This window comes from Paenibacillus herberti, from assembly GCF_002233675.1.
GTDB classification, from domain to species: domain Bacteria; phylum Bacillota; class Bacilli; order Paenibacillales; family Paenibacillaceae; genus Paenibacillus_O; species Paenibacillus_O herberti.
This window is the reverse complement of the sequence record NZ_NMUQ01000001.1, coordinates 444,680-467,695: the sequence shown is the minus strand read 5'-3', so window position 1 is coordinate 467,695 and position 23,016 is coordinate 444,680. Positions and strand designations below refer to the sequence as shown.

The 23,016-nt window shown below is 50.1% G+C and carries 21 protein-coding genes and 1 pseudogene; 3 read left to right on the top strand and 19 right to left on the bottom strand.

The features are described from left to right. Positions 1-104 precede the first annotated feature (104 nt). From hrcA to gpr, 9 genes are all read right to left on the bottom strand, one after another. Complete coding sequence (gene hrcA / locus CGZ75_RS02215) at positions 105-1,124, bottom strand: heat-inducible transcriptional repressor HrcA (protein ID WP_089522669.1); 1,020 nt, start codon at positions 1,122-1,124, stop codon at positions 105-107. 246 nt (positions 1,125-1,370) lie between these two features. Further along, entirely contained in the window at positions 1,371-1,838 is a 468-nt protein-coding gene (locus tag CGZ75_RS02210; RefSeq protein WP_089522668.1) for an N-acetyltransferase, read from the bottom strand. Positions 1,839-2,382: 544 nt separating this feature from the next. Beyond that, a complete protein-coding gene (locus CGZ75_RS02205) occupies positions 2,383-2,961 on the bottom strand; it encodes a DUF4352 domain-containing protein (protein ID WP_089522667.1) in 579 nt (192 codons plus the stop codon). Between the two features lie 245 nt (positions 2,962-3,206). Beyond that, entirely contained in the window at positions 3,207-3,638 is a 432-nt protein-coding gene (locus CGZ75_RS02200) for a HEAT repeat domain-containing protein (protein ID WP_089524511.1), read from the bottom strand. Between the two features lie 45 nt (positions 3,639-3,683). Then, the gene (gene hemW / locus CGZ75_RS02195; RefSeq protein WP_089522666.1) at positions 3,684-4,901 is read right to left on the bottom strand and encodes a radical SAM family heme chaperone HemW; all 1,218 of its coding nucleotides are present in this window, start codon (positions 4,899-4,901) and stop codon (positions 3,684-3,686) included. A 121-nt stretch (positions 4,902-5,022) separates the two neighbouring features. Next, a complete protein-coding gene (gene lepA / locus CGZ75_RS02190) occupies positions 5,023-6,840 on the bottom strand; it encodes a translation elongation factor 4 (RefSeq protein WP_089522665.1) in 1,818 nt (605 codons plus the stop codon). Positions 6,841-6,922: 82 nt separating this feature from the next. Beyond that, complete coding sequence (locus CGZ75_RS02185) at positions 6,923-7,432, bottom strand: hypothetical protein (protein ID WP_089522664.1); 510 nt, start codon at positions 7,430-7,432, stop codon at positions 6,923-6,925. 69 nt (positions 7,433-7,501) lie between these two features. Beyond that, the gene (spoIIP, locus tag CGZ75_RS02180; RefSeq protein WP_089522663.1) at positions 7,502-8,737 is read right to left on the bottom strand and encodes a stage II sporulation protein P; all 1,236 of its coding nucleotides are present in this window, start codon (positions 8,735-8,737) and stop codon (positions 7,502-7,504) included. Positions 8,738-9,028: 291 nt separating this feature from the next. Then, the gene (gpr, locus tag CGZ75_RS02175; RefSeq protein WP_089522662.1) at positions 9,029-10,036 is read right to left on the bottom strand and encodes a GPR endopeptidase; all 1,008 of its coding nucleotides are present in this window, start codon (positions 10,034-10,036) and stop codon (positions 9,029-9,031) included. A gap of 174 nt (positions 10,037-10,210) precedes the next feature. Between gpr and rpsT the strand changes: the two genes are divergently transcribed. Both rpsT and CGZ75_RS02165 read left to right on the top strand, forming a co-directional pair. Further along, positions 10,211-10,483: a 30S ribosomal protein S20 gene (gene rpsT, locus CGZ75_RS02170; RefSeq protein ID WP_089522661.1), complete on the top strand. Its 273-nt coding sequence runs from the start codon at positions 10,211-10,213 to the stop codon at positions 10,481-10,483. Between the two features lie 177 nt (positions 10,484-10,660). Beyond that, entirely contained in the window at positions 10,661-12,247 is a 1,587-nt protein-coding gene (locus CGZ75_RS02165; RefSeq protein ID WP_089522660.1) for an S-layer protein, read from the top strand. 59 nt (positions 12,248-12,306) lie between these two features. On the opposite strand, the gene holA is transcribed toward CGZ75_RS02165, so the two are convergent. The 3 genes from holA to CGZ75_RS02150 form a co-directional block, all read right to left on the bottom strand. After that, complete coding sequence (gene holA, locus CGZ75_RS02160; protein ID WP_089522659.1) at positions 12,307-13,392, bottom strand: DNA polymerase III subunit delta; 1,086 nt, start codon at positions 13,390-13,392, stop codon at positions 12,307-12,309. 261 nt (positions 13,393-13,653) lie between these two features. After that, positions 13,654-14,754, bottom strand: coding sequence for an anti-sigma factor family protein (locus CGZ75_RS02155; RefSeq protein WP_089522658.1), 1,101 nt, complete (start codon positions 14,752-14,754; stop codon positions 13,654-13,656). Further along, positions 14,751-15,299: an RNA polymerase sigma factor gene (locus CGZ75_RS02150; RefSeq protein WP_028597116.1), complete on the bottom strand. Its 549-nt coding sequence runs from the start codon at positions 15,297-15,299 to the stop codon at positions 14,751-14,753. The genes CGZ75_RS02155 and CGZ75_RS02150 overlap by 4 nt, the downstream gene beginning before the upstream one ends. Before the next feature lie 343 nt (positions 15,300-15,642). Between CGZ75_RS02150 and CGZ75_RS02145 the strand changes: the two genes are divergently transcribed. Then, positions 15,643-16,527 (top strand): Rpn family recombination-promoting nuclease/putative transposase, encoded by an 885-nt coding sequence (locus CGZ75_RS02145; protein ID WP_089522657.1) that lies wholly within the window; start codon positions 15,643-15,645, stop codon positions 16,525-16,527. 39 nt (positions 16,528-16,566) lie between these two features. On the opposite strand, the gene CGZ75_RS02140 is transcribed toward CGZ75_RS02145, so the two are convergent. The 7 genes and pseudogenes from CGZ75_RS02140 to CGZ75_RS25700 form a co-directional block, all read right to left on the bottom strand. Beyond that, positions 16,567-17,172 (bottom strand): VanZ family protein, encoded by a 606-nt coding sequence (locus CGZ75_RS02140; protein WP_089522656.1) that lies wholly within the window; start codon positions 17,170-17,172, stop codon positions 16,567-16,569. Beyond that, entirely contained in the window at positions 17,169-18,029 is an 861-nt protein-coding gene (locus CGZ75_RS02135; RefSeq protein WP_176444645.1) for a M15 family metallopeptidase, read from the bottom strand. Before CGZ75_RS02135 ends, CGZ75_RS02140 begins: the two co-directional genes overlap by 4 nt. Before the next feature lie 87 nt (positions 18,030-18,116). Then, positions 18,117-19,259, bottom strand: a complete 1,143-nt coding sequence (locus CGZ75_RS02130) for a sensor histidine kinase (protein WP_089522654.1) — start codon at positions 19,257-19,259, stop codon at positions 18,117-18,119. Continuing rightward, complete coding sequence (locus CGZ75_RS02125; protein ID WP_089524510.1) at positions 19,252-19,944, bottom strand: response regulator transcription factor; 693 nt, start codon at positions 19,942-19,944, stop codon at positions 19,252-19,254. The genes CGZ75_RS02130 and CGZ75_RS02125 overlap by 8 nt, the downstream gene beginning before the upstream one ends. A 404-nt stretch (positions 19,945-20,348) precedes the next feature. Beyond that, on the bottom strand, positions 20,349-20,675 hold the full coding sequence (locus CGZ75_RS02120) for an L-rhamnose mutarotase (protein ID WP_089522653.1): 327 nt from the start codon (positions 20,673-20,675) through the stop codon (positions 20,349-20,351). 665 nt (positions 20,676-21,340) lie between these two features. Beyond that, the gene (locus CGZ75_RS02115; protein WP_089522652.1) at positions 21,341-21,568 is read right to left on the bottom strand and encodes an Imm74 family immunity protein; all 228 of its coding nucleotides are present in this window, start codon (positions 21,566-21,568) and stop codon (positions 21,341-21,343) included. Between the two features lies 1 nt (position 21,569). Further along, positions 21,570-23,016: pseudogene (locus tag CGZ75_RS25700) on the bottom strand (hypothetical protein); the annotation flags it as partial.

The following is a 23,016-nucleotide window of genomic DNA, read 5'->3' as shown; positions in this document are numbered from 1 at the left end:
GCTCACCTCCCATAAATGGTTGCCTGGCGCATGGAATAAATGTAGCAAGCCAGCAGCGGTAAACCGCCCATCAGCCTTGATTCCATGCGTCGCGGGTTCTCGATTCAGTGTCCGGGACGCAGCAACTTGAGGTTGCTGCCGAACACGCCGAGCAGGCTAATAACCCGTCCGTAATCCATCCTTGTCGGCCCCAGAATACCGATCGTGCCCAATTGCTGGCCATCAATCGTATATGAAGCCGTAATGAGGCTGCAGCTCGCAATCGCTTCATGGTCGTTCTCTGTGCCGATTCTCACCTGCAGCCCTGACGGCATAGCGGAGAACAGGCGCAACATCGCCGGCGTTTCCTCCAACAAGCTGAAGATGGTCTTCACCTTGTCTACGTCCTTGAATTCCGGCTGTGTTAAAATGTTCGTCGTCCCCGACATGAACAATCTACTGTCGCTCTCCGGTGTCAGCGCCTGCTCAATCAGTCTCAGCAGTCCTTCGCATTGATCCGCATAACGGCCCATCTCTTCGCCCGCCTCAGAGAAGAGACGAGACTTAAGACGAGTTAACGGCACCCCGCTCAGCTTCTCATTGAGAAAACGCACCGCCTGTTCGATATCGCTCATATCCAGATCCTGCGGGATCGTGACCGTGCGATTCTCGACATGACCCGTGTTGGTGACCACGATTGCCACAGCTTTGTCTCCGCCGAGCGGCACAAGCTGAAAATGCTTCAACGCCTGATTGACGGAGTCTGGCCCCAGTACAATCGAAGTGTAGTTGGTCAGGTTGGAAATAATCATTGCTGCATGTTGGATGACCTGCTCCGCTTCCATCATCTGACTCGAAAGAAAGGAGCGAATCGCTTGCAGCTCACTCTCCGTCGCAGCTTCCTGCTTCATTAGATGATCGACAAAATATCGATAGCCCCTCGTAGACGGTACTCTGCCTGCAGAAGTATGAGGCTGCTCAAGGAAGCCTAGCTCCTCCAGATCCGCCATTTCATTGCGAATAGTAGCGGGACTGAAGGAAACATCTCCCCGCTTGGATATGCTCCGAGAACCTACAGGTTCGGCAGAACGGATATAGTCATTGATGATTGCGCCAAGAATAAGCTGCTGCCTTTCTGTCAACATCCGTAACCTTCCTCCTCTGCATGTCTCCGGCGCATAAGTCTGCCGGGATTGCGATTATTCATTAGCACTCCACTGTATCGAGTGCTAACATTCATTACAAAAATACCAAACCTGCTTGACGATTGTCAAGTCGGTTTGGCGTTTGAAGCGAAGATTGGGCGTACACATAAAAAAGGCAGCCGATCTTCAGATTCGACAGCCGCTTGAGTTGAATTGCATACACTCGTTTATCCGAGTGGGTGCTTGTCATATATATCGCAGTACGGCGATTTCGTCGCAGGCATGTTGCTTCGGACAGTTGACACAGTCGGTCCAGACCTTTTCCGGAAAAATCTCCTTATCAACGACAGAAAATCCGTTGCGCTCGAAAAACCGCACCTCATACGTAAGCGCCATGATCTTGGGAATACGCTGCTCCTTGGCCTGCTGGATAAGCTGCTCTACAAGCTTGCTGCCGATGCCACAGCCCTTATAGCCCTCGCTAATGCCAAGAGAGCGGATCTCAACCAAATCCAATCCGAGCCGTGTCAGAGAGCCGCAACCGACGATCTCTCCGTCAATCTCCGCGATGACGAACGTATCAATCTGCCGGAGGAGAACGTCCTTGGACCTCGGCAGCATGATCCCTTTCTCGGCGTAGCCCTTGATCAGCTCATACAAAGTATCAACATCGCCGCTCTTCGCTTGGCGGCATAGTGCTTCTTTCACAAGCATACGTTTCTCCTCCCCTCGGCAACCCTCAGCAATATGAATAAATATACAACATTGCGAATTAATGCTCAAGAGGAATTTCCGATGGAGGATCGGATTAGATGGGAAATTCTGTATCACTCTCTCCGATTACGCTATGCTTGATTAAAATGGGGAAAGGGTGACAGAACTGTTGAAAGAACGCTACCGAGCAGCAATCATTCTGACCATCACTGGTATTTTGTCTATTTTATGTGCGATAAGACTCGTGCATCTTTGGTGGGAGTCTAGTCGGCCCCGAGTCGGTCCTATCGGCAACGGATACCCCGTCATATCCAATTCGGTATGGGTTTCAGCATGGTTTGCTCTGATTATTAGCCTTGCGGCCTTTGCAAGATGGTTATGGCTGTTTCGTCAGCTACCTCAGCCCCCTGAGACAAATGAAATAGTCGAATCCTTAAGCAATAAAAGTGCTGAAGAATTGGACAACAGTTAGGTATAATGCAAAGAACCTGCAGTCAACTGACTGCAGGTTCTTTGTTCTAATGTTAGGTCGATATCGCTTGCCTTACTTAAGGGTGATTTGACCTTGCTCAGTTCCCCAGAAACCTGTTTGTACATTTAATGTGTAGTCTTTAAGAGTTTCCGGAATTTCAAAAGCTACATTTCCCGTTTGAGCCAAGCCTGGATTTATTCCATCATACAAGAAGAATCCTTCTGCACCTAATAGAGTTGTAGGTGAATATTCAATGTCATCCTTCAGAAGTTTGAAGAAAGACGAATCAGTGCTTATAGTTTCCTTGCCTTTATTGGAAACAGTGACATTGACGACAAGGTACACGCTTCCTTCCGAATCCGGACTGAAGGAGAAGTACTCTCCATTTTTAATTTCCTTGGTTGTTTTAATTTTATTTACTTTGAAAACAACATCCCCAACTTGAAGCTCTTCTCCAATTTTGGCCAGCTGAGGTTTCTCCTCTACTTCTTCTTTGGCAGGTGATGAAACGGCTTCGGTCGATGTGCCGCTTTCCGTGTTTTCCGTGGTAGTAGCCGGTTTGTCATTGTTTGAGGAAATCACGCTTACCACAATAACGAGTAAAAGCAATCCAACAAAACCTAAGCAGCCAAGCTTAAACACCTTTTTCATTTTAAAAGACCCTCCCTATTTCACGAATATAGGCTCATTGGATCAGGACTAAAGAACCTATTTCTGATCTTTTTTTACTATCGGATACTTGATAAGTAAAGTTTAGAGGGTTTTTGGATTATTTTACATAGAAGAGACACATGCCCATTGATGAGGCATGAGAAGGATTACACAGTCAGGGTAAGAACAACAAAAAAAGCTAGCCCGGGGACGCCAGACTAGCTTGCAGATCGGTTCCTTAATGATTAAAACGAAGCTTTCCACTGCTGTTCCAGCCAGGCGTCAAATCCGTCGCCTTTGTCGCCTTCAAGCACGTCGTATACATCCAGCCTCATCTTTTTAAGCTTTTCCTTGAACTCCACATATTCATGTCCTTGAGCCAGGCTCTTGCGGATGCGGACGATGATCTTCGGCAGTCCCTTCACCTGTACAGAGTCTTTACGGGCAGGAGACTCAGCGTGCTCACCGAGTTTAGTCAACTGACGATAAGCTTCCTCACGCACCGTGTACACAGGATCTTCAGCGAGCAAGCGACGCAGAATGGCGGCAGACTGAGGCGCCCTGAGCGCACCTAACTCCTTGGCAGCGTTCAGTCTAGCACGCCAGTCGGAAGTACGGCTTGCCGCGCGTTTCAGCTCGACTACAGGATCAATCGCAACCTCTTCAGCTGCGGGTATTTCTTGATTAGGGTTTGTTTTCAAGGGGAACTATCTCCTTCGACTCTAAGAAATAACTGCTTTATCCAGAACGCCGATGAACGCCCCGAATACTTCATTGCCAAGCAACACGCCTTGCGGCGTCAAACGATAACCACGGCCAGGACGCAGCAGCGTACCTCCTGGCAGCAAACCATGCTCGCCTTCGTCCAGCTGGAGCAGCAGCCCCTCCTGGAGCAGCGGCTCCAGTTGTTCGCCGAAGACTTCCTCGATCGTGTGACCAGGGAACTGACGTTCGAAGTCAGCGCAACGCACCCCATCCATCAGCCGCAGGCCTACCATCATGAAATCCTCCATCGCCTCCGCCTCGCTGATCGTCTCTCCCGAGAGACGGGGCAGCTGCTGCAGCGCGGAATCGATATACGCCTGTACGCCTTTGATGTTCACATGGCGATGGCGTTTCAGATAACCATGTGCACCGGCGCCGAGACCGTAGTACGGCTCGTTACGCCAGTAGGTAGAGTTGTGTTTGCTCTCATAACCGGGCTTCGCAAAGTTGCTGATTTCGTAATGCTCGTATCCCGCTTCCTGCAGACGGCCGATGAGATGCAGATACATCTCCAGGTCTTCGTCTTCCGTTGGCAGGGGGAGCTCATTGCGTTCGTACATATGGTGGAACAAAGTGTTCTCCTCCACCTTGAGGCTGTAGAGCGAGTAATGCGGCAAATTCAGTGCAAGCGCCTTGTCGACGCTGTCGGACAACATGGCTACAGTCTGCTTAGGCAGGCCGAACATCAAGTCAATCGACATATTCGTAAAGCCTGCAGCCCGCGCATTTTCCAAACTGCGATAAACATCATCTACATTATGGATACGACCGATTCGCTCTAGCAACCCGTTGTCGAACGACTGGACACCGAAGCTCAGTCGATTGACGCCGCCTGCGAACATGACCGCCAGCTTGTCAGGATCGGTCGTGCCGGGATTGGCCTCCATCGTGAACTCGGTTCCCTCATGCAGGGGCCAATGCTTCCTCACTGCAGCCAGGAATCGTTCCATCTGCGGTGGTGTGAGCACCGTAGGTGTTCCTCCGCCCACGAACACAGTATCGATGCGCTGGGCAGGAGTTTGAGCCAGCGTAAGCTCCATCTCCTTCTCCAAAGCGGTGAGATACTCGTCTACCGGTTGGCCTTTGAGAATATAGGAGTTGAAGTCGCAGTAATGGCACTTATTCGTGCAAAACGGGATATGAATGTAAAGCGCTCTAGGCGCGTGCTGCACCATATGGCAGCCCTCCTCGCAAGGAGCCTCCGTTCAACCGGGCATTAGCAATCGCGCTGCACCCGCAGGAGGTCCTCAAATGCCGCTGGAGGAGGGCCGCAGCCCTCCCCCAGCATTTGTAATCTTAATCCTCGTCGATTTTCAGAACGGCCATGAACGCTTCCTGAGGCACCTCGACATTACCGACCTGCTTCATCCGCTTCTTGCCTTCCTTCTGCTTCTCGAGCAGCTTGCGCTTCCGGCTGATGTCACCGCCGTAACACTTGGCAAGTACGTTTTTGCGCATCGCCTTAACGGTCTCACGAGCAATAACCTTCTGCCCAATGGACGCCTGGATCGGCACCTCGAACATCTGACGCGGAATCAGCTCCTTGAGCTTCTCGCAGATGATCCGACCACGCTGGTAAGCTCGATCGCGATGCACGATGACCGAGAGAGCATCAACCGGCTCGCTGTTCAGCATGATATCCATCTTCACCAGCTTGGACTGGCGGTAACCGTTCAGCTCATAGTCGAAGGAAGCATAACCCTTCGTGCTGGACTTAAGCTGATCGAAGAAGTCATACACGATCTCCGACAGCGGAATGTTGTACGTAATCGTCACGCGGTTCGTATCCAGATACTCCATGTTGACGAACTCGCCGCGTTTGTTCTGACACAGCTCCATAACCGTACCAACATAATCGTTAGGTACGATGACGCCTGCCTTGACGTATGGCTCCTCGACATGCTCGATCTTGCCGACCTCCGGGTAGTTGGACGGATTGTCGATGTGCAGGATTTCGCCACTCGTCAGCGTAACTTTGTAAATAACGCTCGGAGCTGTCGTAATGAGCGGAATGTTAAACTCGCGCTCGATTCTCTCCTGGATAACGTCCATATGGAGCAGGCCGAGGAATCCGCAGCGGAAACCAAAGCCGAGCGCTGTCGATGATTCCGGCTCGAACGTCAGGGAAGCGTCGTTCAGTTGCAGCTTCTCAAGCGCTTCACGCAAATCGTTGTAATCCGTGTTCTCGATCGGATACAGGCCGCAGTATACCATCGGATTGATTTTGCGATAGCCCGGCAACGCCTCAGACGCCTGGCGCTTGGCCTCGGTAACAGTATCACCGACGCGGGTATCTTTAACGTTCTTGATACCGGCTACGATGAAACCGACATCGCCAACAGCCAACTCGTCCACGATCGACATGCGCGGCTTAAACGCTCCAACCTCGATGACTTCGAATTCAGCTCCAGTTGCCATGAAGTGAATTTTCTTGCCAGCCTTAATGCTACCGTCTACAACGCGAACATAAACGATAACGCCTTTGTAGGGATCGTAGTGGGAATCGAAAATAAGCGCCTTCAGCGGCTCATCCGGGTCTCCGGTTGGAGCTGGAACCTTCTTAATAACTTGCTCCAGAATCTCCTTGATGCCGATACCAGCCTTGGCAGAAGCGAGAACTGCATCGCTGGCGTCCAAGCCGATTACATCCTCAACTTCCTGCTTAACGCGCTCCGGCTCGGCGCTCGGCAGATCGATTTTGTTGATGACTGGTATTATCTCCAGATTGTTGTCCAACGCCAAATACACATTGGCCAGCGTCTGTGCTTCGATCCCCTGTGCCGCATCTACGACGAGCAAAGCTCCCTCACAGGCCGCAAGACTGCGGGATACTTCATACGTAAAATCGACATGTCCTGGGGTATCAATCAGGTTGAGGATATATTCCTCGCCATCATCGGCCTTGTAGGACAGGCGTACAGCCTGCAGTTTAATCGTAATACCGCGCTCCCGCTCGAGATCCATCTGATCGAGCACCTGGGACTGCATTTCACGGGAAGTTAGCGCGCCGGTATGCTCAAGAATCCGGTCAGCCAGCGTGGACTTTCCGTGGTCGATATGCGCGATAATGGAAAAATTCCGTATCTTCTTTTGGCGGTCGCGTACGTCTGCCATGCTTTGCTATCCACACCCCTCAATATGACTAACCTTTATTATACCTTTTTGGGATGAGGGGGGCAATGAGAACCGCCAGCGACTACTGTGTCATGGAGTCAAACAGCGTCACGATGAAGCGGATTCCTGAACTCGACACACTTTGCAGCATGCCTGCTGTACCGTCTGCCAACCGGTTCACGCCTGTTTCGCCGTCGGGGTCTTCTATGCCAGGCAGCCGGGTGGAATACCCGCTGTTCGCATAACTATCTGCAGCTTCGCCTTGAAGATTGTTGCTCTCCCCATTGCTGGTGTACACCGATTCCTCATCACCGAGAAAGGCTTCCACCGCAGGCTCTTTTTCCTGTGGGGCTATGCCATATTTGCTCTGGAGCCGCTTCAGTTCAGCTTCATACTTTAACTGCTGCAGCTCAGCCTTCTGTATTTCCAGCTCACGAGCCGCTTCAGCATAACGGCCAACCTTGGCCGGCTCGCTGCCCTCCACCGGTCCATAAACCCGACTGATGCCGCCCGCCGTCATTTCCATGCCGAACAGCAGTACCGCCGCCAGCGCAGCTCCTACAATCGTCCATTTCAGCGGGCTTTTTCTCATGCTTGGTTCCTCCTTAATATTGGGGGAAATTGGATCGCCGGAAATTACCGAATGCGTCCATTCCTCTTGTTATGCCTTCTGGTCCTCAAAATACAGATCTGCAATCACACTGGCCAAAATCTCCGTAGTCCGGTAGCATTCCTCCAAAGTATTGTCCACGCCTCCCATCTCGACCAGAATGCTGTTGGCGGAGAGAGACTGATTGTACTCGCCATTGTTCCTGCCGCCATTAGAGGATTTCCCTAAAATCCCTCTGGACAAGCCGGGGTATTTCTTTTCCAGACGCTCATCAATCGCCTCGGCGAATGCTTCATTTTGCTTCCAGTTCGGATTGCCCTTACCGATGACGAAAAAGACTTTAGCGTAGTCCTTGCCATCGAATGCTATAGTTGTCAACTTTCGCTTCTGCGAGTCCCGGTGGATATCGATAAAATAGCGGAGATCCTTGTTTGTGCTCATTGCTTCCGTAACCGTCTTTTTAGAGTATTTATAACTCAAAGGCCAGTCATATCCAGGAATCGCGGTGGGATAATCGACGCTGGAGTGAAGCGCTCCAATACCCATGCTTTCCAGTTGCTCTGCCAACTTCTTCCCTACCTGACCAACATTGATTTTGTCTGACTGGGGATCGCTTTTGCCGTCAGCTAGCTCCGGTGCGAATGACTCCCTAGAATGTGTCTGGTAAATAAAAACGCCTTTACGCCCCTGTCCGCCAGCCTCGCTTGAAGGCTTGTCCGGCGAATTGCTTCCACTGCCGGCTCCGTTCTCTCCGGCCGGCGCATCCGGAACTTCCCCGACCGGGCCTACACCTTCGCCTATGCCCTCCGCTCCGGCATCATGGCCATCAGGCTCCTCTGATCCAAGCTGACCCGGCGCGGGCTCCTCTTCCCCCTGAGGCGGCTTCTGCCCGCCTTCCGCTTCCTGGAGCGGCAGAACTGGACTTCCAGGAGCCGGCATGCCAGGCAAACCGGCCGCCAGCAGGCTGCGCGGATTGGAGGGATTGACTTCCGTCAGCTTTTCCAGAACGTAGCCGCTAAGCTGACGGTCTGAGAAACGGCTGTCTGCAGGGTTGCGGAACGAAGGCATTTCCATTCCTAGCATATCCGCGAAAAACGCGGTTGAAACCACGGATGCAAGTCCTTTTAGCGAGCTTGCCCCTTGATGTTCCCTCACCATGGAAAAAGCTCCCGCAAATACGAACACCATCATCGAGCATAAACTCATGACGGCAAAGGTTCTCCCTGCGGTCAAAAAGCGCCGGATGCGCAAGCTGCCTATGTTTGCCTGAATAAAGGTTCGTTTCATTGTTGTCCTCCTGAAGCCGCACGGATTTCGCCGGTGACGATTCACGGTCTGCTACTAATCTATGAGCGCTGGAGAACTGATAGAACGAAGATAGCAAAAAGAAAGAGAATAGGAGGGCCGCTAGATTTCGATGGTATCATTTCGTCATTTTGAGCTGTATGGCCCGTATGGCTGGTCATAACAATGCAAAAAGGCATGAACCCGGTACAGTACCGAGGCCATGCCCAACAAGTTTTGTACATAATGTCTGCCTTCATGCGGTACTGCTCTACCTTTTTAAAGGAATACCTTTTAGTGAGTATACGCCGCTACATTGTTCGTATCGATAGCTTCATGCAGTGCCGCATTCAATCCGCTGGCGATGACATTGGCAATATCTTCGATGAACTGGTCGATTTCTTTTGGCGTGACCAAGAGATCATGTTTCAGTGGAGAGAGAACCTCTTTGACGAGCGCCAGCCTCTCCTGCTCCGCCAGTTGGTCGACCAGCCCCATCAGCTGGCTCGTATCTCCTTGCTCCTTCTGGAAATGCTTCTTCATCATATCAAAGGCACTATTCACTAGTGTAGAGGCATACACAACCGTTGGAACACCAATTGCTACGACAGGAACGCCGAGTATTTCCTTCGTCAGCCCCTTGCGCTTGTTGCCTATGCCAGAGCCAGGATGAATGCCTGTGTCCGCAATTTGAATAGTTGTGTTAACCCTCTCCAGCGAGCGCGAAGCCAGCGCGTCAATGGCGATGACAAGATCGGGACGTGTTTTTTCGATGATGCCCTGCACGATTTCACTCGACTCAATACCCGTAATACCAAGTACGCCCGGTGCAACCGCACTGACCGCTCGATATCCCGGTGCAACCTGATCCGGCATTAACTCAAAAAACTGTCTCGTTACCATCGTGTTTTCCACGACAAGCGGTCCCAGAGCATCCGGCGTCACATTCCAGTTGCCCAAGCCGACGATTAGAACCCCGGCATCCGTTGCTACACCGATTTGCTGCAGGAAGCGTTCGAACTCCTTAGCAAAGCTCGTCGCCACCTTATCTCCAAGCTCCGAGTCATGCGTGCGCAGCTCCGGCACCTCGAACGTCACATAATTGCCGATAATTTTGCCGATTGCACGCGAGCCTGCTTCGTTCTGCACCTGCAACCGGGTAATCGTAATACCGTCTTCTTCATGTGACTCCGAAACAACGCCCGGAATCGGCCCTCCATTGCTCTGCTCCGCCATTTCCTTCGCTTCCAGCGCTAGGTCGGTATGCACGGCATACAGGCTCAAATCGATATCATGGGTCATACGCTACAGCTCCTCTGCCCGGTTTTCCCTTAGTGTGTTAAATATGTCGTTTTCTTATTCTGCGGACGTTCCCTCATCCTTCCTGAATGGTTGCAATTTGGACATGTGCATGATAAGATACTTTAAGTTGTGTTGCAGTACGGGGTGTTACCCCTTGTAGGAGGTGAATCTCAAGTGCCAAACATCAAATCCGCTATTAAACGCGTGAAAACGAACGAAAAACGCCGCGCTTTGAACGCTTCCCAAAAATCGGCGCTCCGCACGGCTGTAAAGTCTGCTGATGTCGCTATTGCTGGTACCGATGCAGAAGTAGCGAAGGCTGCCCTGATCGTCGCTACGAAGAAGCTGGACAAAGCCGTTACTAAAGGCCTGATCCATAAAAACGCAGCAGCCCGCAAAAAATCCCGCCTGGCCAAAAAGCTGAACGTCCTGACGTCCCAAGCTTAATGTCCGCTTAGGCTGAATAACCCCGCTCCTTCCCGGAGCGGGGTTATTTGTTTTTACTGGCTCATTTAAGCCCACTTTACAATACTTTAAATTGTATTTTCCTCCGTCTGAACTTACACTGGCCTTGACACCACGAGGATAGTTTCGATACCAGACATACTGGAGGAATCTTTGACAATGAGGAAAAAACATCTCGCTCTTATTCTTAGCTTGCCTTTATCCACACTCAGCTTCATGCAAATTGTCTCGGCCGCACCCATGCCCATGCAAAAAGAAGAACGCGGAAAATGGCTGGCTGGAGAATATCATGTTCATACGTATCAGTCTGATGATGCCCAGTATTCCCTCACAAATGTGATGGATCTCGGCTTCAATAAATATGGCCTGGATTGGATGGCGACCTCCGATCATCTGCGCATGGAGAAACGGGATGACGAGGGTAAAGAAATTCCTGGCGGGCCCATCCCGTTGTCCAAAGGCATGGCCGACTATGGGATTCCCAAAATCAATGCGTTGCAAGATGCTGGGAAATACCCAGGGAAAATTATGTTTACCAGCTTCGAGTGGGACATTCCTACCTATGAACATGCTGGCGTCGGCCTCATGACGGACAAGCCTAACTCTCCTGAACTGCTGAAAGCCGTTAGCGAGTTTGAATATTTGTTCACTAACCGTGAAGCCAAATACTTCGATCCTGCGGACATCACCAAGTGGGAAGCTAAAAACAGCCGTGCCTTTACCACTCCCGCGGATGCACGCAAAGCGTTCAAATGGCTTGAAGCCAATATGCGCAACAACAGCTTCCTTATCTTCAACCATCCTTCTCGCAAAACGGTATATACGATTACTGACTTCCGCGATTTCAATAACATCGCTCCGAATGTAGCTTTCGGCTTCGAGGGCATGGTTGGCAATCAAATGGAGCCCGATCGGGGCGGCTTGAACCTTGAGACGCCACAAAACCGCACCTACGGCGGCTCGGATTACATGCTTGCCAAGCTCGGTGGAGCTTGGGATGCACTGCTCGGCGAAGGCCGTCATTTCTGGAATTTCTCGAATTCCGATGCTCATTTTTATATTAGCGACAATCGTCTCTACTCCAGTGGATACGCGCCTGGCCAATACTCCAAAAACTACACCTACGTCAAAGGCAACGATATGCAAGACGTTATGGAAGGCATGCGCTCCGGCAAATCCTTCTCCGTGTTCGGCGATCTAATCAACGAGTTGGATTTCAAGGCTGGCAAAGGCGGCCAAAGGGCTGAAATGGGTGAGACGCTGAAAGCGAAGCGCGGCGATATCATCACGCTCAAAATCCGTTTCAAAAGTCCAAAGTTGAACAATAACGGCGATCCTGTGAAGGTCGATCACATCGATCTAATCTCCGGCGTTGTCAAAGGCAAGGCTCAGCCGGGTACGGATGTTTACAACAACGAAACCAACGGCTCCACAAAGGTGCTCAAACGCTTCACGAGCAAGGACTGGAGGGCCACCAAGGACGGCTATTATGAAATGAGCTATCCTGTGAAGGTAACGGAGAAAGATATGTACTTCCGTTTGCGCGGCACTAACCTCGGTGTCAATGTAGAGGGAGAAACGTTGAATGGAGAGCCGCTCGTGGACGTAAAATCCTCAACCGAGGATAATGAGGCACGCTTCAAGGAGATTAATGAGCGGAACTACAATGATCTGTGGTTCTACTCCAACCCGATTTTCGTCGATGCTAAGTCAAGACAAGACGAGAAGGGACATGGGAGAAACTAAATTTAGAAGGCAGCCTTGGATGATTTTCACCCAGGCTGCCTTTTTTTGATTTGGCCGGCTTATTCCCGTCTGCTCCCAACTGACCCGGAGAGGCTACCAGACGCACTTCCTGCTGCGACCGCATCTGCTCCCATCGAAAGGAAAAACAGCTGGAGGCCGAGCTCTTTTTCCACCTGACCCGTCTTCATCTTAAAGTCCAGATCCGCTAACGCCGCCAAATGTTTACCAAGCACAGCCGTTTCGAAGCGCCGGGCCTTCTCTGCAGCTAGCTTGACCGCGTAAGGATGCAGCCCGAGCTGGCCTGCCATTTGCTGCGGCGAGTACCGATGCCTCTCCAGCTCCTTGATCTGAAGCATGATACGCAGTTGCCGAGCTATGAGAGCCGCGATACGAATCGGCTCCTCCTTGCGCAGCAGCAGCTCGCGATAGAGCCCCAGCGTGCGGTCCATGCGCAGCTCTGCAATTGCATCAATCAGCGCAAATACATCCTCTTCCACACTGGCCGCCGTCTGCCGGGATACATCCTCTTTAGCGATGACGCCGCCTTCACCGGCATATAAGCAAAGCTTATCCACTTCCTGAGCTAGCAATTGCATGCCCGTGCCGAGCCGAGCGACGAGCAGCTGTGCAGCATCTTCATCCAGCGTACGCTTCTGGTCCAATGCCCGTCTCACTGCCCATGTAGCCAGCTCTCCCTCGGTCAACTCCGGAAAGGCAACGATTAGGTTACGTTCTTTGAGCAGCTTGACGATCTTGCGACGCTCATCCAGCTTGTCCGCCTGTACCAGGAACAAAATAACACTCGTCTCGGAAGGCTGTTCCATATAAGATAAGAACCGTTCCACTTTATGGTCCAGCTTTCCATTTTCCTTGGCCGCAGCGCATAGTACCGCGCTATCTCGCACGACAATCAGCTTGCGCGGCACAAAAAACGGCAGCGTCTCCGCTTCCGCTACAATTTCTTCCAGCGCCGTCTCCGACGTGTCGAAGCGGACCATGCCCAGCTCCTTCTCCTCTGGAGCCAAAAGCTTATCTGTCAGCATGGCGGCGAATTGCCCCATCCGATAACGGTCTTTGCCGAATGCCGCATACACCGGGGCGATTCGGCCGGCGCGAATTTCTTTCATCGCATCCCTTGCCTGCATCACGCTTCATCCTCCCTGCTTGTTGTCCCATCATAGGACAGATTCCCTGCTACAGCAAGCCGCTGCAAGACCAAAACAAGGGATGCCCCCGTCCGAAGACGAAGACATCCCTTGCCGCGAGGATCGGAACATCTATATAAACATCGCACAGAAGGGATCCTAGGTACCCTTCGCCGATGGTCATACGATGCCAGGGGCCGCGTCCGCCCCGGTGCATACCGCTTAAGACAGTATACGCAAATACCCGCTAATTTGTGCTTATCAACCCTCTGTTTTTTCGAAGGACCCATCCTCCACATCGATCTTATACGTCAAGACCTGGCCTGCCTTTGCCTGCACGGCTACCGTCAGATAACGGCTGTCACCGCTCCATGCCGGTTCCGTGATGGCCCCCTCGAAAGTATGGTCGAATTGCTTGCCGCCGTCCTCTTTTTGAATGACTACCCAGCCCTGGCTGATGGAATAGCTGTATTGGCCGTCCGGCGAGTAGGTCACCTCAGGCACCGCCATCAATCCTCTTTGGTTGGCAATACCATCCGGAGAGGGTGAAGTGAAGCCAGGTGTAGCTGACCAGCCGCCCGGAGCATCGTTGTTGAAACCGCCGCTGCCCGGCGACGGATAAGTCGTGGAGCCCTTACCGCCTCCCGATGGAACAGATGGACCGATCCTATTATTGTTTATTTCGTTCTGTCCCTTAGCTGAATCACCCGAAAGCGAGCGCTCAGGATCGGTTGCCGTAGGTACAGTACCTCCCTGCTGGAGCGGATCTGCCGAAGACTCAGGAGCATCCGCGATACGCTTCTGCATATTGCTGGCTTGTGCTGCGCTGCTTTCTTCCTCTACAGCCTTTTTATTAAATATTCCCGCTTGGGAGGTCTCCGATCCTCCATCCATCGCGAGCTGTTTATCTAGGCTCGTCGAGCCCCAAGGCACCGCCAGCAGGATGATGACGGCTGCCGCTGCAGCTGCCGTAGAGCCCGTCCAGATGCGGGCGCGCTTGCTAAAGCGGGAAGCGCCACTGCGCCGGACGGAGCGAGCTTCAGCAGGGGACTCTGATTCCTCCTCGGCAGCGGCTTCTTCTGACTCGTTCAACGAAAGAGATACGCCCTCAAGTGATGCCGCCTTAGCGTCTCGAAGGTCGTCGATCTCGGCCAGCTGCGGTAAAATGGAGTCCACCAGGCTAAACGGAGGAACAATCTTCGGCAGCTCTTCGAGATCGCTGGACAACCGCTTCAGCCTCTCGAACAGTTCCTGATCATCCGGGCATTCGTTGAGATGCTCCATTAAAAGCAAGCGCTCATGCTCGTCAAGATCGCCGTCTAGATATCGATTCATATAATCTACCACCTCTTGACAAGTCATCCTCGGACACCACCCTTCTGATAATCATGGAGCAGAGTCTGCAGTTGCTGTCTGGCTCGGAACAAGTAGGATTTTACTGTATTCAGCGGAAGATCAAGCGAATCCGCGATCTCGTTATAAGAGAAATCCTGTAAGTAACGAAGCACAACAACAGCTCTGTGGTGATCCGGCAGCTTGTCGATTGCCTCTCGAATATCCTTGGCCGCATAAGCGGACAAGACTTCTTCCTCCACGTCCTGCTTTTCCCGGAAGACCATGTCATGCTCTTCTATGGAAACAACCGGCTTCGTGCGGCGGAATTTATCAATGCAAATATTCGTGACGATCCGCTGGATCCATGTTTTGAACTGCGCCTTCTCTTCGTAGGAGTTAATCTTGGTATAAATTCGAATAAGTGCTTCCTGCGAAGCGTCCAACGCGTCCTGTTCATTACCCAGAATATAATAGGCGGTCCGATAAACGTGATTCTCTATGTCGCGCAATAGGGACACGAGAGCGTCGCGATCGCCCTGTTGAGCGGCTCGTATGAGACCAGGCTCTACCACGAAGGTTCCCCCTCTCTTGCACCGTCACTGACGCAGCCAGGCTGCGGAAAGTTGCGGGTGCGATTAAATAAATATAAAAAAGTTAGTAATAGAATATTTTTCCGAAATTCGCAAAAGAAGTGGCAGAATCCTTCTGCCATCAACCTCAGACCATCCTCCCTACATTAGCAAAAAAAGCTTCCGGCGTATAGACACCGAAAGCGGGGAAGGTTGGAAGAAAAATGTACAACTGATCTTATGAAGTCAATCCGGCCTTTCCCCCTTATTAAACTCCGGCCTTTGCTTCAATGTCGTTCTTTGCTCATGTTATACTAATAACAAAAAGGCTGGAGCTGATTTTCCTATGGCGGATTTGCTCGACCCGAAAAATGATTTTGTGTTCAAACGGATTTTTGGCAGCGAAGAAAATAAAGATGTGCTGCTCGCATTTCTGAATCGAACGTTTGCAGAATCAGGCGAAGCCCCGCTAACGGAAATTGTGCTACTGAATCCTTACACCGACAAAGATGCTCCACTCGATAAACAATCTATTTTTGATATCTGGGCTCGAACGACAGAGGGCAAACTAATCAATGTTGAGATGCAGCTGTTTAACAAATATGACATTGAAAAACGTACTCTTTTTTATTGGAGCAAACGATATTCCAGCCAGCTTCAAGAAGGACAATCCTATACAGAGCTAAAGAAGTGCGTAACCATAAACATTTTAAATTACTCGTTTATTGCAAATAATCGATATCATAATATTTTTCATTTAAGGGAAGATGAAACCGGGCTCGAGCTGACGGACGATATCGAAGTTCATTTTATGGAATTGTCCAAGTTGAATGAAGAATCTATTTCACTCGAAGGCGGCCTTATTAATTGGTTACTGTTTTTGAAAGGAGCCGACAAGGCTAATTGGGAGGTATTGAAAATGAATGAGCCCACCTTGAAAAAGGCAATGGACACGCTGGAGTTTTTGAGCCAGGATCACGAAGCACGTAGAAAATATGAGGAGCGTCAAAAGTATTTGCATGACGAAGCTTCCATGATTCAATGGGCTACGGAGAAGGGCATGGCAGAGGGCATCGAAAAAGGCATCGAGAAGGGCATGGCAGAGGGAGAAAAGAAAAAAGCGATTGAAATTGCGTTGAATATGTTGAAAATGGGACTGGATACTTCCGTCATTGCCGCAGCAAGCGGCTTAAGCGAGGCTCAGATCACAGACTTGCGTAACCGTTCATAAATATTAAATAAAATGGTGTCCCACCGAGGGGACACCATTTTATTTTGCCGAGCTTTTGAACATCCAGCTGAGCACAACGACTATTATCAGCCCTGCCAAGCCACCTGAAGTATTCAAAATCAGGTCATCTACATCAAACTGCCCAATCGAGAACAATAGCTGTGCACTCTCCAGCGCCAAGCTTGTGCCGAAGCAAAGCACCGCTCCTGCAAGTAATGGGAAATTTCTTTTGAACGTCAGCAAACCCATCAGAAACCCAAACGGAACAAAGATGGCTATATTGCCGAACAAGTTGGTATATCCATTAACAGACCCATACCTGAGATCACTTTTCATTTGTCGGAATGGCTCCAGATTGCCCGCTTGCATTCGATCCTTCACGAGATGAGGGTCGCTCAAGCTAGTTTGAAGCTGGTTCCAGAGGAATCCACTATCACTGGAGCCAAACTTGAACAATATAGCTTTAATGAGAAAACAAGCATACAGCAGGATCAGAAAACGGGCCGAGTAAGCTACCCACCGACTGCGGATGAGAACAGGGGCTTTCCTAGATCCGCCTCTTGTTTCCGCGTCGTGACTTTGCACAAAAAGTGAATTCGAAAGGCTGCCAGAGGCGCTGTTATTCATGCCGTTTATATTTTTCATCTGGTTGCGCCTCCTTCCATGGATATCGTAACGATGATGCCATCCCTATTGTTGCCCGAAAGTTCGTAGCTCCGGTTTATCGGCAGCGGAATTTCGGTCTGCACTTGTACCTCATAATATTCAATTTGATAGGTTTTACCATCCACCGTTGTCTTAATAGACTTCGTTTGCTTGAGATAGTCTAGGTACTCTTCAAGCACCATATCCTGCTGCTGCATGACGGCGCTGTGGGGCAATCCAACGTAGCGGAAGTGCCAGGGCTCGTACTGTATACCTGTAACATCCGTTTTCCCTTCCGGGTAGCGCAAAATAAAACCATATTTCCAGGCGTTCTCCTGCAGCCAGCGGCCTTCCTTCGTGACGTTCATCTTGCCCGATAAGGACCCGATGTCTACCGATAACCCAAGATTATGTTCGCTCCGTCCGGCGGGCATTGCAAGCTCCGTCCCCTGCTCCACATACAGCTTCTCTTGCTCCGCAAGAGTTCGATAACCGCTGTTGATAATAAAATCCCCCACGCCGTCCTTGCGCGCAGCTTCCATCATCTCCAAAAGGGGCTCCGCTGTTCGCTCTGAAATCCGGAGGTCCTGGTCGGCCATTGCAATAGTTGTCTTTTTGAAACGTTCAGCAAGCATAATGTTATCCTTCGTAACGCTTTCGGACACCGGATTGTCTAAGTTCACGAGAACCAGATTCCCTTGATGAACCTGCTCCTGTTTAACCTTCGTCTGCCGTTTCTGAAGCTCGGACTTGTTGGCCCCTGTAAGCGGCTGACCGCTCGTCTCCCAAGGCTTGCCCATCAAAACTCCATATGTCAGCAATGCCGTGATCGCGATCCAAATCAAGCGTTTGTCCATAGCTTCCATCCTCCTGCTATCGTCCTTCGATAAAATAAGAGTATAGAAAAAAGCTAAAAACAATCTCAGGGTAAACTTAAACTTTTTTTAAAGTTTTGCAGCGGAAGCCGCTCCGGAGCCATCCTCCTTCAACCGCATCCGCAAAGGCAACCTCACCTCAAAGCAAGTTCGGATAACATCGCTGTAAGCCGAAATCGTGCCCTGATGCCGCTCCACAATGTTTTTGGCGATAAATAAACCGATTCCAGTGCCACCGGAATCACTCTGACGAGCCTTGTCTCCGGTATAAAACATTTCGAACAGATGCGGCTGATCCTCTGGTGAAATACTACTGCCGTAATTAATGAATTGAACAACTGCTTCTTCGCCTTCAAGCAAGCAGCGGATCTCGACATATCGGCCATCCCGGCCGTAACGTGCGGCATTCATAGCCAAGTTCTCGAAGACGCGTGCTAACAGCTCACCATTGCCCTGAACCCGCAGCGGCTGGAACAAATCAAGCCTGGCAGTCAGACCATTTTTATCAAAGACCGGATACATCTCCTCGCTCAATTGGGCAAGTAGCTCCGCCAAATCCAGCTCTTCCGCCTCAATCGGCAGCAGCCCGTAATTCAACTGCGTCACCTCAAAAAGCTCGTTGATAAGCGTCTCCAGCCGATGTGCTTTGGCGTAGGCAATGGTCGTATAATGGCGGGACTTTTCCGGCGAAAGATCCTTATCATTCAGCACATAATCCAAGTAGCCGATTACAGAGGTGAGCGGAGTCCGCAAATCATGGGCCAGATTCAGCACGAGCTGATCCTTGCTGCTCTCGGCGAAATCGCCTCTTTCTACCGCCTGCTTGAGCTTCTCGCTTGTGAGGTTGATATCCTCGGCAATCGACTGAAACTCATCACGAGAGCGGATCTCGATGCGGCTGGTGAAATCACCTTCAGCTAGCCGCCTAATGCTTGCAGATATTTTTTTGAAATAGGAGACATACGGTGCCATAAGCAAGTAGAAAAAAGCTATCGTCAGCGGTACGTAGATAATTAAAAAGAAATTCAAATCACCTATGCTACGAATAAAATGACGCAAGTTCGCTAACGTATCATCTTCATATCGAACATCGGACAAATAATAAAATTGCAGCGCCTTGTAAAGAGCGTAGGTCACAATGCCAGAAAAAAGCATACTGAGTCCAAGCAGCAAAATCATGCGGGCACGAAAACTTCTCATTCCTTTAGACATTAAACTTGTACCCCACTCCCCAGACGGTTTTAATCCACTTATCCTTGTCATCACCAAGCTTGCGGCGAAGAGTTCGGATATGCACCATCACGGTGTTTCCTCCCTCGTAATAATCCTCTTTCCAAACCTGCTGGAACAGATTTTCCGCACTGAACACCTTTTTGGGATGGCTCGCGAGTAAATAAAGGATGTCGAACTCCTTCGGCGTCAGTTCAAGGGGCTCACCGTACAAAACAGCACTCCGCTGCTCAGGGTTAAGCGCCAGCCCCGCTGCTTCGACCATCATGTTGTCCGGCACCTTGGACTGCTGAGCCAACAGCATCGTGCGTCGCAACTGGGCGTTCACTCTTGCAACCAGCTCCATTGGGTTGAATGGTTTTGTCATATAATCATCTGCACCGATAACGAGTCCCGAAATCTTGTCGAAGTCGGATGTCTTGGCACTCAGCATAATGATCGGCATCGGATGCTCGCTGCGGATGCGCCGCGTTACCTCCATCCCATCCATTCCCGGCATCATAATATCCAGGATGGCCAGATCGATCGTGTGGAGCTGGATAGCTCGCAGAGCCTCTTCGCCATTCGCAGCCTTCACCACTCGAAAACCTTCTTTGTTCAGATGCAGCTCAACCAGGTCTGCAATCTCGGTCTCGTCGTCCGCGACGAGGATCGTTGTCTTTTTTATCAAGGAGTTCACCACCTCTCTCTGTTCTACCAGAATCGGCGGTAAAAGGAAAATACATACGGAAAGACAAAAACAACTCCCGGCAGGCCGGGAGCTGGAGCCCCATATATCCATTACGGCATGGCCCGATGCGATGACCGTGCTGGCCGTGTTGAAAACAAAAAAAGTCCTCCCCCGCACAAGTGCAGAGGAGGAGACAAAAGGTTATGGTTGCAGCCCGGTCCTAATCCGCGCCCACTCTCACATAAACGCTCTGGGAAAAGGGTGATAGGGCTGCAACACCGCGAACTTGCGTCCTCGGTAACGACTAGTATACAGCAGCCCGGACTGCGAAACCTTATGAAGTGGCAGGCAAGGGAGGGAAATGTTTCTGAAAGCGGCCATTAGCCGTCAATTGGATTTATTTATTTTAGATAAAATACTTCGCGCATAGGTACGATCGGCTGCGGCTCATTGAAATCGAACGAGCCCTCCACCATCGTGGAAGTAATCGCATTCCAACGTCCGCAGGCTTCGCTTTCCGCAATGATCCGGAATGCTCCTTCAACATCATCACATTCGAAGCAGTAGAAGAACTGATTGCCCTGCTGAAAAATCGAGTAGTTGCGGATTCCCGCTCTGGAGTGCTCCTCCATAATTTCTTGCCAAGGGTTAAGATGCATTTCTACATATTCTTCCAGGCGCTCCGGCTTGACCTTCCAGGTCCAGGCATACTTGTTGCTCGTCGTCATTTTTTGATCTCCTCTCGGTTAAATCAGTTTGAACAACTGGCTGAAAAACTCGATGTCATACCATGCTTACTTCGGAATGGCTTCAATCGTGGAACCGCTTACGAAACTATTGCCGCGAATAGCAACAACAACTTCATTAGGATCATTTCTTAACAGATAGTCGAAACTTCAAGCTGTCGAAAGGAAAAAACTGGTGGTCTAAATTCGAGCATCATCATAGCATGTTTCATTAAAGCTGTGAAGCTACAAAAGGTATGAAATTGGCTTAAAGGGGCTAGATTATAGCCTTAATCGGCTATATACCAGGAAAAAAAGTTGCCTGCCCTTGGAAGGGCAGGCAACTTTGTGTGACCTAACAAGGTATTTGTTAGGCAGGTGGGGTATGGCTAGGTTTATAAATCTTCGTCCTAGCGTCGATAAATCTCGGAGACCTTAAAGCACCGCAGGTAATTTTTCTGTTGTGAGTGCACAATCAACTTGATCGAGAACTCTCATCACCAGTTGCAATATCTTTATAGATTCACACTGTTATCTCCAGCCATGATGTTCAAAAAATTTATAAGGTAATCTGGATTCAATTTTGCCTGCAAGTCTAGAAAAAAATTCGAGTAGGAATAAAACTACTACAGTATTATCTATTTTCTCTCGCTCGAAGAAACAGCTCATTATTCAAAAGTAATAACCATATGAGAATCCTTGGTCTGATTTACTACATCTCTAATAATTTGTTCCTTCATGTTCTCATCGATACTTTCACTTTCAAATGGAGATTCCCAGTTTCCAATACTTTTTTTGAACGCAACAAATCCACCAACTATCATTTCCCCATTAATTTTAACGATCTTATCATCGATCTCTACCTTGATATACGACATAGTACCTGTAATTTTCATTTTATCTATCCCTCTCAAATATTATCTTTTTAATTCCATCTTCTGGATCAATAATAGTGATTTTTGTAATTTCAGGGTTTTTGATCAATCGAGGCAATTCTATATTCTCCCATATGTTACCTATTCTAAGTTCCTTCCCAACTACAGCTCTTACCTCACCTTTGACCTGGCGCGCATATTCTGCTGAAACATCTTCCCAAGCTTGAATTGAACCTGGGTTATTAAAATCCCATTCCGGCATTGTAATACTATTATCTTTAATTGTAGATTCTAATGTGACCCCTGAATTAGATCTAGCAATTTCTTCTGCAACATCTGCTCCTCCTTTACCATTTGTACGTCCTGACCAGAAGAATGCTGTGTCCGGTTCAGTTTTTAATAACAGAGAAATCTCTTTTATGTTTATTATCGTATAACCCGTTCCCTCAATCCCTCTAAGCCCTTCCACCTTAGCAAATCCTACCTGCTCTTGCGGACTTGCCGCAACAATAGGTTTTGTACCTGGGGTGTTGAAGTTAGACTCAACTGCTGGTTTAACGTTAATCTTTTTCAATACCCCTGAGACGATCCGGCCTCCCGCATGCCCAGCTACATCCCCGGCTCCTGCAAGCGCCGAGTCCATAGCCACATTTCCCAATCGCTTGCCCATACTCTGGCTGCCATCTTGGCGAAAATCTGTCGCGGCATCAGACAACTCGGCTGTGCTGCTGTAAATCGCCCCCGAGGTCGTCGTTCGCACTGCAGTGGGGCTCAGTTTACCCAACCACGTTGGTGACCCTATTTTGACGTACCTGAAAGGTAACAGAAATCCAATTCCCTCTCCAGCCAGTTCGCCCGCTCTCTTCCCATAGCGATCATCCAGTGGATCCACATAGCCTTCCGGCATCGGCCCCATAATCTTTTTAGCTATCGTGCTTGGTAATCCAACCGCCGCGGTTTCAATGGAATTAACCAGCATATTTGATCCGCCTGTAACAAGATTCGCCATAAATGGATTGCCGATTCCGCTTTGCACGCGTCGTCTATGATCGGCTTCTTCTTTTGCATCCTGCTTCATTCCTTGCACGATTTCATTATAGCGCTTGTCCTGCTCCGCTTTCGAGAGCTTCACCCAATACGTATGACTCAACCGTTCCTGGACTTCTGGATCATCCCGGTTCAAAATATCTGCTTGCGATACACTGTTATAAGGATCTAGCGCTCTTAACTCAGGCTGTTTGCCAGGCGATCGAACTTCCCTCGGCTGTTCCAAAACGCCTGCAGCAGTCTTCCATGGCAGCTGGCCTTGAATGCTTTCTAGCTCCCCCCGCGCCCAATCCCGCACCTTGCCCTCCTGTGCGCCTAGACTCAGCAGCAAACGGTATTTCGGATCGTCTCCGAGCGGAACCGGCTGCCCGGTGTAGGACGGATCGAAGTCGCAAGCCTCTACCGCCGGCTTCTGAAAATAC

Excerpts from the sequence above, each read along its gene's own strand:
- hrcA (WP_089522669.1), bottom strand. The coding sequence starts at position 1,124 with ATGTTGACAGAAAGGCAGCAGCTTATTCTTGGCGCAATCATCAATGAC.
- spoIIP (WP_089522663.1), bottom strand. The coding sequence starts at position 8,737 with ATGAAACGAACCTTTATTCAGGCAAACATAGGCAGCTTGCGCATCCGG.
- CGZ75_RS02165 (WP_089522660.1), top strand. The coding sequence starts at position 10,661 with ATGAGGAAAAAACATCTCGCTCTTATTCTTAGCTTGCCTTTATCCACA.
- CGZ75_RS02120 (WP_089522653.1), bottom strand. The coding sequence starts at position 20,675 with ATGACGACGAGCAACAAGTATGCCTGGACCTGGAAGGTCAAGCCGGAG.
- CGZ75_RS02205 (WP_089522667.1), bottom strand. The coding sequence starts at position 2,961 with ATGAAAAAGGTGTTTAAGCTTGGCTGCTTAGGTTTTGTTGGATTGCTT.
- CGZ75_RS02140 (WP_089522656.1), bottom strand. The coding sequence starts at position 17,172 with ATGAAAAATATAAACGGCATGAATAACAGCGCCTCTGGCAGCCTTTCG.
- lepA (WP_089522665.1), bottom strand. The coding sequence starts at position 6,840 with ATGGCAGACGTACGCGACCGCCAAAAGAAGATACGGAATTTTTCCATT.
- CGZ75_RS02185 (WP_089522664.1), bottom strand. The coding sequence starts at position 7,432 with ATGAGAAAAAGCCCGCTGAAATGGACGATTGTAGGAGCTGCGCTGGCG.
- CGZ75_RS02130 (WP_089522654.1), bottom strand. The coding sequence starts at position 19,259 with ATGTCTAAAGGAATGAGAAGTTTTCGTGCCCGCATGATTTTGCTGCTT.
- gpr (WP_089522662.1), bottom strand. The coding sequence starts at position 10,036 with ATGACCCATGATATCGATTTGAGCCTGTATGCCGTGCATACCGACCTA.
- CGZ75_RS02155 (WP_089522658.1), bottom strand. The coding sequence starts at position 14,754 with ATGACTTGTCAAGAGGTGGTAGATTATATGAATCGATATCTAGACGGC.
- CGZ75_RS02210 (WP_089522668.1), bottom strand. The coding sequence starts at position 1,838 with ATGCTTGTGAAAGAAGCACTATGCCGCCAAGCGAAGAGCGGCGATGTT.
- CGZ75_RS02115 (WP_089522652.1), bottom strand. The coding sequence starts at position 21,568 with ATGAAAATTACAGGTACTATGTCGTATATCAAGGTAGAGATCGATGAT.
- CGZ75_RS02145 (WP_089522657.1), top strand. The coding sequence starts at position 15,643 with ATGGCGGATTTGCTCGACCCGAAAAATGATTTTGTGTTCAAACGGATT.
- hemW (WP_089522666.1), bottom strand. The coding sequence starts at position 4,901 with ATGGTGCAGCACGCGCCTAGAGCGCTTTACATTCATATCCCGTTTTGC.
- CGZ75_RS02135 (WP_176444645.1), bottom strand. The coding sequence starts at position 18,029 with ATGGACAAACGCTTGATTTGGATCGCGATCACGGCATTGCTGACATAT.
- holA (WP_089522659.1), bottom strand. The coding sequence starts at position 13,392 with ATGCAGGCAAGGGATGCGATGAAAGAAATTCGCGCCGGCCGAATCGCC.